This window comes from Pseudomonas sp. lyk4-R2A-8 (genome assembly GCF_030209095.1).
GTDB lineage: Bacteria > Pseudomonadota > Gammaproteobacteria > Pseudomonadales > Pseudomonadaceae > Aquipseudomonas > Aquipseudomonas quebecensis.
Genome location: NZ_JARVSS010000008.1, coordinates 169,911 through 187,312 on the forward strand (window position 1 = coordinate 169,911; position 17,402 = coordinate 187,312).

Annotated in this window: 11 protein-coding genes; all 11 read right to left on the reverse strand. The window is 62.8% G+C overall.

Going from position 1 to position 17,402, the window contains the following annotated elements; genetic code table 11:
* Positions 1-78: 78 nt before the first annotated feature.
* The 11 genes from QRN10_RS09135 to QRN10_RS09185 all read right to left on the reverse strand — a co-directional run bounded on the left by QRN10_RS09135 (position 79) and on the right by QRN10_RS09185 (position 17,376).
* The gene (locus QRN10_RS09135; RefSeq protein ID WP_285428239.1) at positions 79-1,503 is read right to left on the reverse strand and encodes a polyurethane esterase; all 1,425 of its coding nucleotides are present in this window, start codon (positions 1,501-1,503) and stop codon (positions 79-81) included.
* Between the two features lie 102 nt (positions 1,504-1,605).
* On the reverse strand, positions 1,606-4,650 hold the full coding sequence (locus QRN10_RS09140) for an autotransporter domain-containing protein (protein ID WP_285428240.1): 3,045 nt from the start codon (positions 4,648-4,650) through the stop codon (positions 1,606-1,608).
* Positions 4,651-4,693: 43 nt separating this feature from the next.
* A complete protein-coding gene (gene eprS, locus QRN10_RS09145; protein ID WP_285428241.1) occupies positions 4,694-7,651 on the reverse strand; it encodes an autotransporter serine peptidase EprS in 2,958 nt (985 codons plus the stop codon).
* A gap of 18 nt (positions 7,652-7,669) precedes the next feature.
* Positions 7,670-9,013, reverse strand: a complete 1,344-nt coding sequence (locus QRN10_RS09150) for a TolC family outer membrane protein (protein WP_181079480.1) — start codon at positions 9,011-9,013, stop codon at positions 7,670-7,672.
* A 2-nt stretch (positions 9,014-9,015) separates the two neighbouring features.
* Positions 9,016-10,317: an HlyD family type I secretion periplasmic adaptor subunit gene (locus QRN10_RS09155; protein ID WP_181079481.1), complete on the reverse strand. Its 1,302-nt coding sequence runs from the start codon at positions 10,315-10,317 to the stop codon at positions 9,016-9,018.
* Positions 10,314-12,065 (reverse strand): type I secretion system permease/ATPase, encoded by a 1,752-nt coding sequence (locus tag QRN10_RS09160; protein WP_181079482.1) that lies wholly within the window; start codon positions 12,063-12,065, stop codon positions 10,314-10,316. Before QRN10_RS09160 ends, QRN10_RS09155 begins: the two co-directional genes overlap by 4 nt.
* Before the next feature lie 104 nt (positions 12,066-12,169).
* Positions 12,170-12,538: a protease inhibitor Inh/omp19 family protein gene (locus QRN10_RS09165; protein WP_285428242.1), complete on the reverse strand. Its 369-nt coding sequence runs from the start codon at positions 12,536-12,538 to the stop codon at positions 12,170-12,172.
* Positions 12,539-12,586: 48 nt separating this feature from the next.
* Positions 12,587-14,020: a serralysin family metalloprotease gene (locus tag QRN10_RS09170; RefSeq protein ID WP_181079484.1), complete on the reverse strand. Its 1,434-nt coding sequence runs from the start codon at positions 14,018-14,020 to the stop codon at positions 12,587-12,589.
* Between the two features lie 442 nt (positions 14,021-14,462).
* Positions 14,463-15,542: a polyamine ABC transporter substrate-binding protein gene (locus QRN10_RS09175; RefSeq protein ID WP_253507575.1), complete on the reverse strand. Its 1,080-nt coding sequence runs from the start codon at positions 15,540-15,542 to the stop codon at positions 14,463-14,465.
* A 60-nt stretch (positions 15,543-15,602) separates the two neighbouring features.
* A complete protein-coding gene (locus QRN10_RS09180; RefSeq protein ID WP_253507572.1) occupies positions 15,603-15,944 on the reverse strand; it encodes a cupin domain-containing protein in 342 nt (113 codons plus the stop codon).
* 25 nt (positions 15,945-15,969) lie between these two features.
* Entirely contained in the window at positions 15,970-17,376 is a 1,407-nt protein-coding gene (locus tag QRN10_RS09185) for an NAD(P)/FAD-dependent oxidoreductase (protein ID WP_285428243.1), read from the reverse strand.
* Positions 17,377-17,402: the final 26 nt, after the last annotated feature.

A 17,402-nucleotide genomic window follows, 5' to 3' on the forward strand; every position in this document is an offset into this window, starting at 1 on the left:
AACCTGCGGGAGGGGCGGTGCGACGGTTCGGCTAGCCTGCGATAGCGGCCAACCGACAACATCCCCCTCCCTGCCCCTTTACCCGATCACAACCCCCTCCCCCAACATCCCGCTAACCCCCACCAACGTCACCGAGTCCCCACCAAAGCTGATCACCGTATCGGCACCTACCACCTTGGCGTGATCACGGTAATCCCCACTGCTCGCCACGTTCTGGAACACCAGCTTGTCCGTGGCCTGATAACCGATAATCCGATCCTGGCCAAACTGCCCGCTGAACAAAAAGGTGTTATGCCCGCTGCTGTCGCGGATCGTGTCATTGCCCTTGCCGCCTTCGATAAAGTCCGCGCCTTTGCCACCCTGGATCAGGTCATCGCCATGGCTGCCGATGATGAAGGTATCGCCCTTATGCGGTTCGGCGTTGCGGTTCAGGTCCTGCACCCATGTGGTCGCCCGTGCCGGGTCGGACAGGTTGGCGACGATAATCGTCGAGTCCCGATTCATCTGCGCATAGAACCCGGACTCAAGAATGCGCCCCATGCCATCGCCGTAGCCGGTGGGTAAGTGGGAGACCCAGGTCGGCAGATTGGCGATTGAAAACGGCAGCACATTCCATAAGGTCGAGGCGTAGTGGTCGTTGAAGCTGACGATGTTATCGGTGGTCGACTCGTGGGGCTTATCGTGCACGCCGAGTGTCGACAGGGTGGCGGACGAGCCGTCCAGGGCGCGGAACACCGGGTCGTTTTCGTAGCCGACATTGAGCACTTTATCGCCGGCGCTCTGGGTGGGTGAGGCGTAGGCCAGGTAGTTGGCATCCTTGTAGAACCCGGACCACTTCGCATCGCTCAAATCGGCCATGCTGTTGACTGCCAGCCCACCGAGGCTATGGCCGCTGACCACCACGTCCTTGCCGCTCAGGCCGTGGGCCGCCGCGTACTCGGCGACGCTCTTGAGCAGGCCACCGAATGCCTCTCCCGCGTAGTTCTTCGCGTAGTCCCTGGGGCCCAGCGCCGCGAGCAGGTCGTGGACCAAGTCGCCGATAGAGTCGGTGACCAGCTTCTCCCTTGGGCCGGACGTGCCGCGAAAGCCGATGCCGATTTCCTGCAACTGCCCCGCGCCATCGTACTTACCCAGGACCTCGACCTGCGCCGTGGTGTAGCCGGCCTTTTCGCCGAAGAACGTTCCCCGCGCGTCGACTTTGCCGGCATACCCAAGGGTGGTGGCGCTGATGGGCGTCCAGCCGGCTTTCTGTACCGCTTCGAGCGCGGCCTTCTCTGAATCCGGGTTCCAGGGAATGCCTGGGATCACGCCCTGGGAATCGGTACTGCCGAGCACTGCGCCGACCAGCGTTGCCGGCAAGCCGACGCCCAGGCCGTTGTGCTGGTAGCCGACGGCAAAGCCGTTATCCAGGTTGTGGTAGGTGTACAACGTGATCGCCATGGCATCGGCAAACAACGCTTTGGAGCCCTCGGCTCCAAGGTTCTTATAATCAAACACACCCATGATATTGCCTCTCTTGTTGTTAAATTTATCGAGAACGTCCATCACCCTCTAAACGCTTGTCCCGGTAGTGAGCGGGCTTGCCACAGCAAACCCGCTCTCGGCTCAGAACGCCCAGTCGAGGCTCAAGCCCACGCCATGCACTTTGTCCTTGCTCGCCAGCAGACCGTTGTAGTCAAAATTCACTCGCGCCTCCTTGCTCAACGCCAGGCTCACGCGAGCGCCCACCAACGCCGCATCACGCGCCATCGGCGCACTTTCCACGGCGAACGACGGGCCGCCCGAGGCAAAGGCCAGGTGCTGTTCGGCATCCACGCTGCTCAGGTTGTGCTGCCAGCCCAAGGTGCCGGATACCTCAAGTGTCTGGTGGTCATTGACGTTGAAGGTTTTCAGGGCGCGCATGCCCAGGGTGCTGAGCACCACGTCACGACGGTCGTCGCGGGTTTTAAGCGCGGCGGCGTCGCCTTTTTCGGTGACGCCATCGGTGTCCAGGTGCACATAGGCCAGGTTGGCGAAGGGCTCCAGCGCCAGGGGTTGCAGGTTGACGCGGTAAGCCGCTTCGCCGAACACCTGGGTGCTGCGCGCATCGACTTTGGCTTTCTGCTTGCCGGCCACTTCACCGTATTGCAGGTCGCGCTTCACATCGGCGCGATGCCAGCTGTAGGTGGCGCCGCCGCTCAGGCGCCAGGCACCGATTTCATGCCCGGCGTACGCACCGAAGTGGTAGCTGTCGACCGCAGCCCGCGAGTGGGTGCCGCTGCCCATATTGAGCGAGGTGTCGCTGTAGCCGGCGACCAAACCCACGCGAGTGTCGTCATCCAGCGCGCCGTCGACGCCGGCGAGCATGCCGCCGATGGAGGTGGTGTAGCCCGCGGTGTCGCTGCGGCTGTCGGTCTTGCCCCACGCCCCCAATGCCTTGACCCACACATTGCCCCGGCTGTCGACAGTCTGGCTGGCGGCGCCCATCTCACCGTTCTGCAGGCGCTCGCCCACGGCTTCGCGCAGGTAGCGGCTGTCATTGAGCAATGCCGTCTGCAACGCCGGGTAGATTTCACCGGACAACTGTTGGAACGCGTCCTGCGCCGAAGCGGCATTCGGCGCGGTCAGCAGGCTTTCATACACCGCATTGCCCGCTCCCAGTCGCTCGGCGGCGGAAGCCACGGCGCGCTGGTTATCGGTGGCGGCGGCACTGGCGAAGCTGTTGGCGTTGCGCACCACGTCCAGTTGCACGCCCGAGGCCGCATAGTCCAGGGTGCCGCCGATAAACAGGTAGTCGGGCAGTACCGCAGCAAAACTGCCATTGATACCGCCGGCGGCCTGCAGGATGTTGTATTGGCGACCGATCAGGCTTTGCGCCTGCGCCGCGCTGAGCAAGGTCGGGCTGTTTTCCAGGGCCAGGGTCACAGTGCCGCCGTTGAGGGTGGCGGTACCGCCGGCCACGATGCGGTCGCTGCTGGTAGGTGACAGTTCCACCGCATAGGTCGAGCCGGGCTCAAAGGTCACGTCACCGGCCACATTCAGCGTACCGATGGAATTGCCAGGCGCCACCGTGCCGCCGCGAGTCGCCAGCAGCGAACCGACGCGACCGGAGCCGCCGAGCACACCGCTCTGGCCAACGGTCACAGCCGATGTCACCGAACCGTTGATCGCCAGCAGCCCCTGATTCACCAGAGTCGGGCCGCTGTACGTGTTGGTGCCGGTCAGCACCAGGGCACCGATACCCTGCTTGGTCAGGCCACCATGCCCGGCAATGTCGTTGCTCCACACATCCAGCCCGCAGTGCACGTCGGTGCATACGCGCTGGGTCGGTTTGCCGGCGTCCACCACCGCGCCGATCCCCGGCAGGTCCGCAACAAATTGACCGCTGCCATACGCCCCGTCGATACGGAATTCGGCAGGAATATCCTCGGCGGTAATGAACATCCCCGGCCCGTTCACCGCCTTGCCCAGGTTGATCATGCCCCAGCCATACAGCGAGTCGATGCCCGGGGCGCCCAGATCAGTGGCGGTGGTTTTCAACAGCGTGGAGATCTGGTCGCCGCTCATGTACGGGAAGCGTTCCATCAACACCGCCGCGCTGCCGGCCACGTGGGGCGCGGCCATGGAGGTGCCGTTGAAATTGGCGTAGTCGGTGGTGAGGTTCTCCAGGCTGGTGCCATTGATCACCGAACTGTAGATTTTGGTACCCGGTGCGGACACGCAGAAACTCGCCGCATAACCGCAGCGCGACGAAAACGTGCTGATCACATACGGGTTGGGGCTGCTGGTATCCGGGTTCTGCTGCAGCGCGGCCACGGACAGCCAGTTGGGCGCGATGTCCGGCACAAAGTACGCCAGCCCCGAGATCGCGTCCGGATTGTTGCGGTTGTAATCGTTGCCGGCAGCGAAGATGGTCAGCACCCCGCTGCGCGCGGCATTGATCGCACCGTCATAGGCACCGCCGCCCAGGGTGCCGAGGATCGGCCGGATGGTGTCGAACTGCGCCCGCGCTTCGTTGACGGTGAAGTTGGGGAACGCCGGATCGCGACCGCCCTTGGCGTATTGGTCGCCGATGCCGATACCCCAACTGTTGTTGATAATGCGCGCGCCGCTGGCCACCAGGGCGTCCCAGCCGGCCTTGTAGACCGCGCCGTCGTTGCCCAGGATGATCCCGTCCTCCGGCCCCGGGTCGCCGTTTTCGGCACTGATGATCTGCGCATTGAACGCCACGCCGTGCATCGGCCCGCCGTCACGGTTGCCGGCGGCAATTCCGCCGACGTGGGTGCCGTGGTTGCCCAGTTTGCCGTTGGAGCCCAGGGATGGGGTGCCGTCATAGCGAAACGCATCGCCGGCTTTGACCGGGATATAAGGGTCGGTGTATTGGCGAATGCCCTCGGTGACAATCGTCACGACTTTGCCGGGGCTGGCGAACTCCGGGTGCTGGGCGTACACCGGCTGGTCGAAGATGCCCAGTTTGACGCCTTTGCCCGTGTAACCGGCGGCATAGGCGGTGTCGGCATGTACCGCGCCCAAGCCCCAGTCGGCCTTGAACTCGTTGCTGCGCCAACTGGCGGCGTCGCCCAGCTTGCCGGTCTCCACGTAGGGCGCGGCCTGGGCCGTTCCCAGGCTGGCCAGTACGGCGGTGATGACCCCTGATTTGCGTATGTTCACGGTGACCTTCCTTAGTTTTTTTATTTCACGTGTGTAAATCGCTTCAGAACTGCCAGTTCAAACTCAGGCCCACGCCCTGGGTGTTCTCACGCCCGGCCAACTGGCCGTGGTAATCCAGGTTGACCCGCGTCGATGCACTCAGTGCGAGGCTGGCCTGCACGCCCACCAGCGCGGCATCGCGTAACAGCGGCGAACTGCGCACGGCGAACGAAGGTCCGCCCGCATCAAACGCCAGGTGCTCTTCGGATTCGACGGCGGTAAGGCTGTGTTGCCAGCCCAGCGAACCGGAGAGTTCCAGCTGCTGATGGTCATTGAGCGCAACGGTTTTCAACACGCGCGCGCCCAGGGTGCCGAGCACGGCGTCACGTTGGTCGCTGCCGCGTTGCAGGGCGGCGGCATCGCCTTTTTCGTGCACGCCATCGCTGTCCAGGTGCACATAGGCCAGGTTGGCGAACGGTTCCAGCGCCAGCGGTTGCAACTCAATGCGATACGCCGCTTCGGTGAACAGCTGGGCCGTGCGCGCTTGCAGCTTGGCCTTCTGCCTGCCGCTGACGTCGCCGTATTGCAGGTCACGCTTCACATCGCCGCGATGCCAGCTGTAGGCGCCGCCGCCCGTTACTCGCCAGTTGCCCCACTCTCGCCCGATATAGGCGCCGAAGTGGTAGCTGTCGATGGCGGCCGATGAATGCGTACCGCTGCCCAGGCTCAGGGAACTGTCGCTGTAGCCGGCGACCAGGCCGACACGGGTGTGCTCGTCCAGCGCGCCGTCCACACCGGCCAGCAACCCGCCAAGGGAGGTGGTCGCGCCCGCCGTTTCGCTGCGCGCGTCGCTTTTGCCCCAGGCGCCCAGCGCCTTGAACCACAGGTTGCGCTCGCCGTTGGTCGGTACATGGCGCAGCCGTTCGCCCACGGCATCGCGCAACTGCAGCGTGTCGTTGATCAGCATCGCGCCGATTGCCGGGTAGACCTCGCCCGACAGCTGCTGCAGCCCCTGTTGCGCAGCCGTCAGGGACTCGGCACGCACAAGGCGTTCGTACACCGCGTTACCCGCGCCCAATTGCTCGGCGGCGCTGGCCGCACTGCGCTGGTTGCGCGTTGCGCCGACGCTGGCAAACGTGGCGTCGTTACGCACCACCGCCAGTTGCACACCACCGGTGGCGTAATCGAGGCTGCCGCCCAAAAACAGATAATTGGGCAGCACCTGGCCGAACTGGCCTTCGACACCGCCGGCGGCCTGCAGGATGGTGTACTGGCGACCGATCAAGCTCTGCGCCTGCGCACCACTGAGCAGCGTCGGGCTGTTCTCCAGCGCCAGCGTCACCGTGCCGCCGTCGAGCCGTGCCTTGCCGCCGGCCACGATGCGGTCGCTGCCGCCGGGCGTCAGCTCCACGGCATAGGTGGAGCCGGCACCCAGCGTGACGTCGCCGGCCACCTGCAGGGTGCCCACGGAATTACCCGGCGCTACACGGCCACCGCGATTGACCGTCAGCGCGCCAATACGCCCCGAGCCGCCGAGGGTGCCGCTGTCGTTCACGCTGACGGCCGAGGCCAGTGCGCCGTTTACCGCCAGCAAGCCACCGTTGACGGTGGTCGCGCCGCGATAGGTGCTGTCGCCGCTGAGCACCAGGCTGCCGGCGCCGGATTTGATCAGGCTGCCCTGATAGATACGCGTCGCGGCGGCCTGATCACGGGCGTTGCCGACCGCGTAGTCGGTCTGGTCCTGCTGGCTGGCGCCGGCACTCACGCCGTTCTGCCAGCCTTTATCGATCAGTGTCTGCTGCCAGGCGGCGTGTTCGGCGCGGTCTTCGGCCTGGCGCTGGATCAGCGCCTGGTCGCTGATGCCGTTACTCCACACATCGGCCTGCCCGGCCGCCAGGTTGACGTCCATCACCCCGAGCAATTGCCCCGGTCCGTGCATGGCCCGGCCGAGATCCGGCACGCCCCAGCCGACCGTGGTGTTGGGCGCCTGGGTGATCGAGCCGTCGAGCTGGGTGGCGGTGGTCAACAGCACCTGCAACGCCTGTTCATTGGTCATATAGGGGTAGCGTTGCATCACCAGCGCCAGGGCGCCGGTGGCATGGGGCGCCGACATCGATGTGCCGGATTTGACCCCGTAGCCACCGTCGGGAATGGTGCTGTTGATCAGCGCGCCCGGCGTGGAAATACACCAGTACTTGGCGATTCCGCACTTGTTGTATTTCTGGTTATTGGCTTTATCCAGCCCCGAGACGGCCAACCAGTGCCCTTCCAGCTCCGGCTGAAAATACGGCAGCGCCGAGCGCACGCTGGCGTTCGCGTAACCGCTGTTGCCGGCGCTGAACACATTGATCACGCCGGCCTTGGCCACGTCCGCGGCTGCGTCCAGCCAAGTGCTGCGGTTGTAGTGCTGGGCGTAGGCGGCGTGCAGGTCGCCGAGGGTCTGGTAGCTGACATCCTTGGGTTGGCTGCCCCAGCTGTTATTGATCGCGCGCACGCCGGAATCCACCAAGGCGCTGTACACCGCCTTGAAGTACTTGGGGTCGGGCGTCGGGCCGAACAGGAAGCTGTCATTGGCGTTGGTGTTGCCCACATAGACCTGGGCGTTGTACGCCACGCCGTGCATGCCCACGCCATCGCGCGCCGCGCCCAAGGTGCCGGTGACATGGGTGCCGTGGGAATCGTTGTTGGGATTCAGCGCGCCGGTGGTGCTGAACGGGCTGCCATCGACGTAATTGCCCGTGGCGGTGACCGGATGGAATCGCGCTTTGTCGGCTTCCGGGTGGCTGGCATCGAAGCCCGAGTCCAGCGCGCCGATCCGCACCCCAGTGCCATCGATGCCGGCGGCGTAGGCTTCGTTGGCGCGCATGCGGTCCAGGCCCCAGTCGCTCAGGTACTCGGCCGAGCGCCAACTGGCCGGGTTGCCGGGCTGGCCGGCCTCCAGGTACTGCGCCTGGGCCGTCATGGACAGCAGTAGCAGCGAACCGGCGGTGAAGGGTTTGAAACGCAAGGAATCGGTGCTCATCAAACGGTGTCCTTATTGTTATGGGCGTGGGTTCACAGGGCCGAAGGCCTCGTCGACTTTGGCCAGGTCGGTGTCACGCAAGTTGCCCGCGTAGTAGTGCAATTTGGTCCAGGCCATCAGGTAGTCGTAGCGCGCCTGGGCCAGGTCGCGGCGCGTGCTGTAGAGCTGCTGCTCGGCGTTCAGCGCGTCGAGGTTGACCCGTTCGCCACCGAGGATGCTTTGCTTGGTCGACACCACCAGGGCCTCGGCCGACGCCAAGGCCTTCTGGTAGGCGCGCAGCTTGCTCACGCCCGACAGGCACGCGCTGAACTGACGACGCAGTTCGATCAGGGTTTCGCGGGTCTTGCCTTCCAGCTCGTATTCAGCCTGTTCCATTGCGCGACTGGCCTGGCGCGTCGACGCCGAAACGGCGCCACCGGCATACAACGGCACGCTGACCTCCACACCGATGGTGTTGGTGTCGTAGCGTTGGTTGTAGGTGTTGCCGCTGTCGGACTCCTGCTGGCGCGAACTGGCATAGGCCGTGATCTTGGGCAGGTGCCCGGCGCGGTTGCGTTCCACCTCGTAACGCGCCACTTCCAGCGCCTGGCGCTGGGACGCCAGCAAAGGGTTATTGCTGATCGCCAGTTCATGCCAGGTGTCGTAATTGGCCGGCGTCAGGGTGAAGGCCGCGAACCCTTGGTTCAGCGGCGCCAGATCGTGAATGTTGACGCTCTGTACACCGATCAGCGCGCCCAGCTCGCGCAGTGAGGCGTCCTGCTCGTCTAGTGCCTGGATCTCCTCGGCTGTGGCCAGCTCATAGCGCGATTCGGCTTCCAGGATGTCGGTACGGGTGCCTTCGCCTTGCTGGAACAGGTGCTGGTTCTGCTGGAACTGCTGTTCGAAGGCCTTCTTCTTGGCTCGCGCGATGTCGATCTGGTCCTGAGCGAACAGCGCCTGGGTGTAGTAGGTCAGCACTCGCACCAGCAAAGCCTGGCTTTTGTCGCGGAAATTTTCATCGGCGAACAGCGCTTGGGCCACGCCCTTGCGGTAGTTGGCGTAGGCCTCGTAGTCGAACAGCGGCTGTTGCAGGCTGAAGGTCGAGCCGTAGCTGTTGTAGTTGCGGTCGTCGTGATAATTGCCGCCGCGCCCGTCGGGCAACGTGGCCTGGGAGTTGTTGCGCCCCTTGTTGTAGTTATAAGACAGGCGCGGCAGCAGCCCGGCGCGGCCGATGGTGCGGTTCTCCAGGCCGGCATCACGCTCCTTGATTGCACCCAGGAAGACAGGGTCGTTGCGCAGAGCCTGCTCGTAGACATCGAATGGACCCATGGCCGCCTGGGCGTTGGCGCAGGTCAAGAGCAGAGCGATCAACACCGTTCGCATGCTCATTCCTCGGTCAACGCCGAGCCCGCACGATCGAGCAATGGCTTGAACAGGTAGTTGAGCAGCGAGCGCTCGCCGGTGCGCACGAACATCTCGGCGGGCATGCCGGGCTTGATCACCAGGCCGTTGAGTTTTTCCAGGGCCGCATCGCTTACGCTGGTGCGCAGCACGTAATAGGGGGCGCCGGTTTTTTCATCGAGCATCTGGTCGGCCGAGATCAGGCTGACCTCCCCCGGCACCCGCGGGGTGCGGCTCTGGTTGAAAGCGGTGAACAGGATGTCCACCGGCAAGTGCGCGCCGACTTTGTCCACCAGGTGCACGGGCAAGTGCCCTTCCACCTCCAGGCGCGTGCCCTGGGGCACGATTTCCAGCAGCGTTTCGCCGGCACGCACCACGGCGCCTTCGGTGTGTACGCCAAGATTCACCGCGATGCCATCGGCCGGCGCGATGATTTCACTGTGTTGCAGGTCAAAACCGGCGGACGTCAGTTGCTGCTCCAGGGTGAGGCTGCGCAATTGCGCGTCGGCCAGCTGGCTGCGCACTTCCTTCTGATATTCCTCGCGGTGCTGTTGCAGCTTGAGGCGCGACTCAACAATGCCCTGCTCCACCCGGCCGCTTTCGCCGCTGTTCTGCGCCAGGTCCTGTTGTACCTGGGACAACTGTCGTTGGTACTCCATCAAGCGGTTACGCGGGATGTAGCCGTTATCGGCCAGGGGTTGCAGGTTGCTCAATTGATCGCGCAGGGACTGTGCCTGGGCGGTCAGGTCGCTGCGCGCGCGGCGCATGCCGCCCAGTTGCGCCACGGCTCCGTCGATATTGGCGCGAATGCCGGCCTGCTCGCGGGCAAACGCTTCGCGGCGGCTGCTGAACAGTTGACGCTGACCTTCCAGCACCAGCGCCAGGGCCGGGTCGGGGTTGGCGCTCAGCTCGGGCGGGAATGTTATACCAGGCAGGTTATCGCGCTCGCTCTGCCAGCGCGCCACACTGGCCCAGGCCATTCGGTACTGGGCCTGCAACGACTGCACGTCAGCCTGGCTCTGGGTCTGGTCAAGGCGAAACAGCGGCTGGCCTTGTTTGACTGTCTCGCCCTCGCGCACCAGGATCCGGCTGACCACACCGGGGCTGAGGGTTTGCACGGCCTTGCGTTTACCGGATACCACCACCGTTCCCTGCACCGGAATGCCCTGGTCCAGTGGCGCCAGGCTGGCCCACAGGAAAAAACCACCGGCGCCGACAACCGTCAGCAACCAGCCCATGCGCACAAAGAAACGTGCGTCGCGTTGTTCTAGAGTGATGCCGCTCATGCGCCTGGATTCCTTCCGGCCTGGTATTGACGACTGAAACTGACGCCGGGTTTTTCCTTCGGCGCTTCCTGTTGCCCGGACAACGCGCGCAGCACGTCCTGGCTCGGGCCGAACGCCTGCAGGCGCCCTTCGTTGAGCACCAGCAACTTGTCGGCCTGGGCCAACGCCGACGAGCGATGGGTGACCAGCACCACGCTGCTGCCCTGTGCCTTCATTTGCATGATGGCGCTGGCCAGCGCCGCTTCGCCGACGGTGTCGAGGTTGGAATTGGGTTCGTCCAGCACGATCAGCCGGGGTCCGCCGTACAAGGCACGCGCCAGGGCCACGCGCTGTTTTTGCCCGCCGGACAGGCCTCCGCCGTTGTCGCCCAGCACGGTGTCGTAGCCCTGGGGCAAGCGCAGGATCAGCTCGTGCACACCGGCCTGTTGTGCGGCACGCACCACCTGCTCGGGGTCGGCCTCGCGAAAGCGCGCGATGTTGTCGGCGATGCTGCCGCTGAACAACTCGATATCCTGGGGCAAGTAGCCGATATACGGGCCAAGGTCGTCACGGTCCCAGCGATGGATATCCGCACCGTCCAGGCGCACCGTACCGGCCAGGGTCGGCCACACGCCCACCAGCACGCGGGCCAGGGTCGATTTGCCGGAACCCGACGCACCGAGCACGCCCAGCACCTCCCCGGCACCGAGGGTGAAACTGACGTGATGCAGGATCGGATTGCGTTTGCCCGGCGGGCCGGCGCTGACCTGCTCGAAACTCACCTGCCCCTTGGGCGCCGGCAAGGCCATCTGCTCGACCTCAGGCGGAAATTCGCGCAGCAACTCGTCCAGGCGCTGATACGCCAGCTTGGCCGAACTCCATTGCTTCCATACCGCAATCAACTGGTCGATGGGGCTGAGCACCCGGCCCATCAGAATGGAACCGGCGATCATCATGCCGGCGGTCATGTCGCCTCGAATCACCAACAGCGCGCCCAGGCCCAGCACCAGCGATTGCAGGCACAGGCGCAGGGATTTGCTCAGGGAAGTGATCACCGAACCGGTATCGCTGGCACTGTTCTGCAGGCCCAGGAATTGCGCGTGCACGGCGAACCAACGGTGACGCAGCGCGCCCAGCATGCCCATGGCCTGGATGGTTTCGGCGTTGTGCAAATGGCTGGTAGCCAGTTGGGTCGATTGCTGAGAGAAGCCGCTGGCCTCGCCCAAGGGTTTTTTGGTCAGGTATTCGTTCAGGCAGGCCAGGCCGATCAACAGCAGCGCACCGGCGCTGGCCAGCACCCCCAGCCACACGTTGAACAGGAAAATCACGAACAGGTAAATGGGAAACCATGGCGCATCGAAAAACGCGAACAGCGCGGGTCCGGTGATGAATTGGCGGATATGGGTCAAATCCGCCAGGGATTGACCGGCATGTCCCTGGCCGCGTTGCAGGTTGCGTTCGAACGCTGCTTTATATACGCGCAAGTTGAACCGTCGCTCTAATTGGCTGCCGATACGGATCACGATAAAACTGCGGATCACTTCCAGGGTGCCGATAAACGCGAAGAAGCCGACGACCATCAGCGTCAACATCACCAGAGTGGTTTCATTCTGGGAGGACAGTACGCGGTCATACACTTGCAGCATATAAATCGACGGCACCAGCATCAGCAGGTTAATCAACGCGGTAAAACAGCCGATGCTGATCAGGATGCTCTTATATTCACCCAGCGCTTTGAATAACGGCGCCACGGCATGGGGCTTTGCCATATCTTCTGATCTTCCTTGAATCAAACTGCATGCACGAGTTGACCCGCTCCCTGCGCAGGCGTACGGCCAACTAATAAGTTCCGGTTATAGCGTTATAACTGCAACTAAGGTTTACGTTGCAATATCACCACTGAGCCGTTTGGCGTTTTACCTTCGTAACGGTCTTTTGCCTGGCGGTTCAAATGGGTAATTCCGGTGCCTTCGGCATTCATCAGCCAGATGCCGTCCGGTGTCGGCGACCAACTCAGGGGCTTGTCCCCCAGCCACTGCGTCACACAGGCCACATCGCCGCCAAGGGCGCCGGCCTGTTCCAACAGGTCCAAGGCGCATACCCGGTCCTGCTGGCGCAATTGCCAATGGCCGGCCAACTGGGCATGCGTGGGTAAAACAAGACTGCTCGCCATTGCGTGGGCTCCTGCCGACACGAACATCACCTGCACAGCGCAGGCGATCAAAGTAACAAAACGCTGCATCGTTACGCTTCCTCCGGAGGCGCGGCGCCGAAACGCCGCGCCCGTGCATCACGCCACGATGTCGCTGGCCGCTGCCTGGCCGACGGTGGTGACGAGGAAATCCGCCACGCCGTGCCCGGAGAAGTCGACCGCCAGGGTACCCAGGTTGGTGCCCGCCGCGTAGCTCAGCACCGCGTCGCCGGCATGCCCGGTGAACGCATTGACAAAGGTCAGGCCCGCGCCTTTGGTGATGCCGCTGAGGTCGATCTTGTCCGAGCCGGAGGCGAAGTCAAAGATCTTGTCCGCAGCGCCAGGCCTGGAATCGGAACTGGCGCCGAACACAAAGGTGTCGCTGCCTGCGCCGCCCCACAGCTGGTCCGCGCCGCCACCACCGTAGATCAGGTCGTTGCCGGCCCCACCTTTGATGAGATTGGCCGCGTTGTTGCCGATGATCAGGTCGTTGCCCGAGCCACCGAACGCATTCTCGACAGTCACGCCCTTGGCGATGGACACGTTGCCCACCAGGCCGCCAACGTCGGAGAACGAGGTCTCATTGAGGTTGATCTTCTGGTTTTGGGTAAAACCGGAGAAGTCCAGGGTGTCGTTACCGCCACCGTCCCATACCGAGAACACCAGTTTGTCGGCGTTGGAACTGGCGCTGAGGAAATCACGCCCGGTGTTGGAGTTGAAGCCGTAGGTGGTATCGCCGGCACGGGTGCTGTAGTTGGCGCCATAGAGCTTCTGGATCGCGGCAATGTCGTCGATCAGCGGGCCGGAGGCATAGGCTTCTACCCCGCCTTTGCTGAAGTTCTGGTTGGTGTTGCTTTCGCTCCAGTAACTCATGACGCTGTAGCCGCGCGTGTCCTGTCCGTAGGACGCGTCGTTGTAGCTCGGGTTGCCGTTCCCGGCGTTGTAGTCGCCAGGGTGGGCCAGGCCCAGGGTGTGGCCGATTTCGTGGGTCAGGGTCTGCCGGCCGTAGTTGTTCAGGTCCGGGGTTTTGTTCGGCGTGTAGCTGCTGTTGGTCAAGTACCACGAGGTGCCGTCGTAGCCTGCGCCGGTGCCGGGCAGGTAGGCGAAGGCCGCCGCGCCGTCTTGGCCACCGCTGTAGTTGCCGAAGGTCATGTGGGCGTCACCACCGCTGGCTTTCTCGGTGAAATTGACGTTGGCCACGTCTGCCCACGATTGCATGGCCAGTACGGCCTGTGCTTTCTGCTGGGTGTTGAACTGGCTGAACCCCGAGATGCCATGTTTGTTCATGGTGCTGGAGGAGGCCGAGGTGAGGAAGGTGTAGGTCAGATCGATCTTGCCGTTACCATCGAAGTCGCGGTACGCGGCACCGTCGCGCAGCAGCTGGTTGGCTGCCTGGTCAACGGAGTAGGACGGTTTGCCGTTGACCGTGAGGTTGCCGCCACGGTCATACAGATGGCTGAAGCTATCGATTTGCGAGTAAGCGGTGCTGGCTTGCGCCGCTGACACGATAGCCTTGTCTTTTACTTTTGACATAAACGTACTTCCTTGTTTGCAAGTGCATCAGTCTTTGATCGATAGGAACCCCGCTGGCGAGATCGTCCTATCACTCGCCTCTTTTGAAGGCGTAAGAAAACTGACACAACTTGAAATCTTCCGTCTACATCTATTTGCCGGGTGAATAAGTGCCTGTCAAACAATCGGCGCAAGTCGAAGGCCGTGTTTGCTGGCCGCATTGGATTTTGTCGGACAAAAAGCAGTACAGCGTTATTTAAATATTAAATAGTGTTAACTCCACCCAAGTAGCGTCATGCACTCAGAGGGCGAGGGAATATATTGTCATGGTGTCATTGGCGACATTAAACAGCCACTACTTAGATAAATAATTTCATATGTCCCCCTTTACCGGGACAGGGATCTAACAGGTTTAACCAGCAGGCCTGCTCACCACAACAAGCCCGCTCGCCACAGCACGTCCTTAACGACCCGTACGAACCGTATTCCAGACCCGTGTGCGCACGCGGTCGATGTTCAGGGGCATCGCTTCAAGCGCAAACAGCTTGCCCATCATTTCCGCGCTCGGATAAACCTTGGTGTCGGCCTTGATCGCCGGGTCGACCAGGCTGTCAGCCGCCTGGTTGCCGTTGGCGTAGTGAACGTAGTTGGTGATGCTGGCCATCACGTCAGGGCGCAACAGGTAGTTCATGAACGCGTAGCCGGCTTTTTCGTTGGGGGCGTCGGCGGGCATGGCGACCATGTCGAACCAGATCGCGGCGCCTTCCTTGGGGATGTTGTAGCCGATGTTCACGCCGTTCCTGGCTTCCTTGGCGCGGCTTTCGGCCTGCAGGATGTCGCCGGAGAAGCCGACGGCCACGCAGATATCGCCATTGGCCAGGTCGGCGGTGTACTTCGAGGAATGGAAGTAAGCCACATACGGTCGCACTTTCATCAACAGGGCCTCTGCCTGTTTGTAGTCCTCGGGCTTTTTGCTGTGGTGCGGCAAGCCCAGATAATTCAGTGCCGCCGGCAGCAGTTCCGGGCCGTTGTCGAGGATCGCCACCCCGCACTTCTGCAGCTTGGCCATATTTTCGGGCTTGAAGATCAAGTCCCAGGAATCCACGGGAGCGCCCTCTCCGAGCACGGCCTTGACCTTATCGATGTTGTAACCGATACCGGTACTGCCCCATAGGTAGGGGAACCCGTGGGCATTGCCCGGATCGTTGTTTTCCAGGGCCTTGAGCAGCACCGGGTTGAGGTTTTTCCAGTTGGGCAACTGGCTCTTGTCGAGTTTTTTCAGCGCCCCGCCCTGGATCTGCCGGGCCATGAAGTGGTTGGACGGGAACACCACGTCATAGCCGGATTTACCGGTCATCAACTTACCGTCCAGGGTTTCGTTGCTGTCGTAGACGTCGTAGGTAAAACCGATGCCGGTCTCTTTCTGGAAGTCTTTGGTGGTGTTCGGTGCGATGTAGTCCGACCAGTTGTAGATTTTCACCGTTTCGGCGGCGTGGCTGGCGCAGGCCACCCACAGCAATGGCAACAGGGCGATGGCTTTCATGGTTCGATTTCCTGGCGGTTTTAGGGCTGTTGTTATGGCAGGCGATCAAGGATCAAAGCGTTACAGCATCAAGACGTAGGTCTTGCGCACCGTCTCCTGGATATCCCAGATACCGGTGCTGTTGGCCGGCAACATCAGTGCATCGCCGGCTTGGATGTGCAAGGTTTCACCGTCGTCGGGGGTGAAGGTGCAGCGCCCCTGGATGAAGTGGCAAAACTCCTGTGCGGTGATCTGGCGCCGCCAGCGGCCCGGGGTGCATTGCCAGATGCCCGTCTCGACGCCGTCGTTACGCTCGACGCTCAAGGTGGACGCCACCGCGATCGGCTCGCCCAGGGGCGCAGCGACCGGGGACGAGTCCGGCAAGTGCGCATTCAGCGTGTCTTTGAACTGAGTGATGCTCATGGGAGCTCCCGTATGTGTGAACGACTTAGTGCATGAAACCTTCCATGAACCCCGCCAACCCCGTGGCGAGCTTGCGACGCCAGGGTGCGGTATTGGGGTTAGCCAATACTTGGTCTTCATGGACAAAACTACGAATGATCGCGTTGTAACCCAGCCAACGGCACGGCTCGGGCTCCCAGGCCTTGAGGGCGTCCAAGCCCCCCTCGCGGATCACCCAGGGTTGGTGGATCAGCGGGGTATCACGATCCAGGATCAGGTCGGCCAAGGTGCGCCCACCCAGGTTGGTCGCACCGACGCCCTCCCCGCCGTAACCGCCGGACACCGCGATGCCGGCGCGCCGATCGCACAGCATGTGCGGTCGGAACTGGCGCGACATCCCCAGGTTGCCGCCCCAGGAATGGGTGATCCGTACGTCCTTGAGCTGTGGGAAGAGTTCGCCGAACAGGTAGCGACGCAGTTGCACTTCGCTGTCGGTCAAATCGAAGTCATGGCGCAGCCTACCGGCGAACTGGTAACCACCCCGCGCACCGAATACCAGGCGGTTGTCGGCGGAGCGCTGGCCGTAGGTGACTTGGCGGCTGCTTTCGCCGAACGCCTGACCCTCGCTGAGACCGATCTGCTCCCAGGTGCTGGCCGGCAGTGGTTCGGTCGCGACGATCAAACTTTGCACCGGCAGTTGGTAGCGCCCCAGCGGGGGCAAGGTAGTAGCGTAGCCTTCCACCGCCGGCACCACCCACGTCGCCCGTACGCAGGCTTTATCGGTGTGCACGCTGCCGGACTGCCAGTGTGTGACTGGGCTGTTTTCATAGAGCGTTACCCCCATGCCTTCAACCACGCGCGCCAGGCCGCGCACCAGTTTGGCGGGTTGGATGGTTGCCACATGGGGGGCGTAGATCGCGCCGTAGGGTTTGGCGATACGCAGTTGCTCGGCCAGTCGTTCCGGGCTCAGCCAACGATAATCGGCTTCGCTAAGGCCCTGGGCGTAGAGTTTGTTCAGATAGCGGCGCAGGCTGATTTCCTGCTCGGGGTAGCGCGCGGCGCAATACAGCGCGCCGCCCTTGCGATAGTCGCAATCGATGCCCTCTCGGGCCAGTACCTGAGCCACTTCGTCCGGAATGCCATGCAGTAAATCAAATGAAGCACGGCGCTGTTCGGCAGACAGCCCGGCGAGCAGGCGGTCTTCGCCCAACAGGTTGCCCATCAACCAGCCGCCGTTGCGGCCCGAAGCACCGAAGCCGGCGGTTTGCGCTTCGATAAGGGCGATGTTCAGTTGCGGCGCCTGACGTTTAAGGTAATAAGCGGTCCACAACCCGGTATAGCCGGCGCCAATGATGGCCACATCCACGTCCAGGTCGTGCTCCAGGCAGGGCCGCGCGATCAGCGGGTCGTCCAACTGATCCATCCACAAGCTGATGTTGCGCCATGTCGCCATGCCAGGTTTCCCTCTACCGCGTTTCG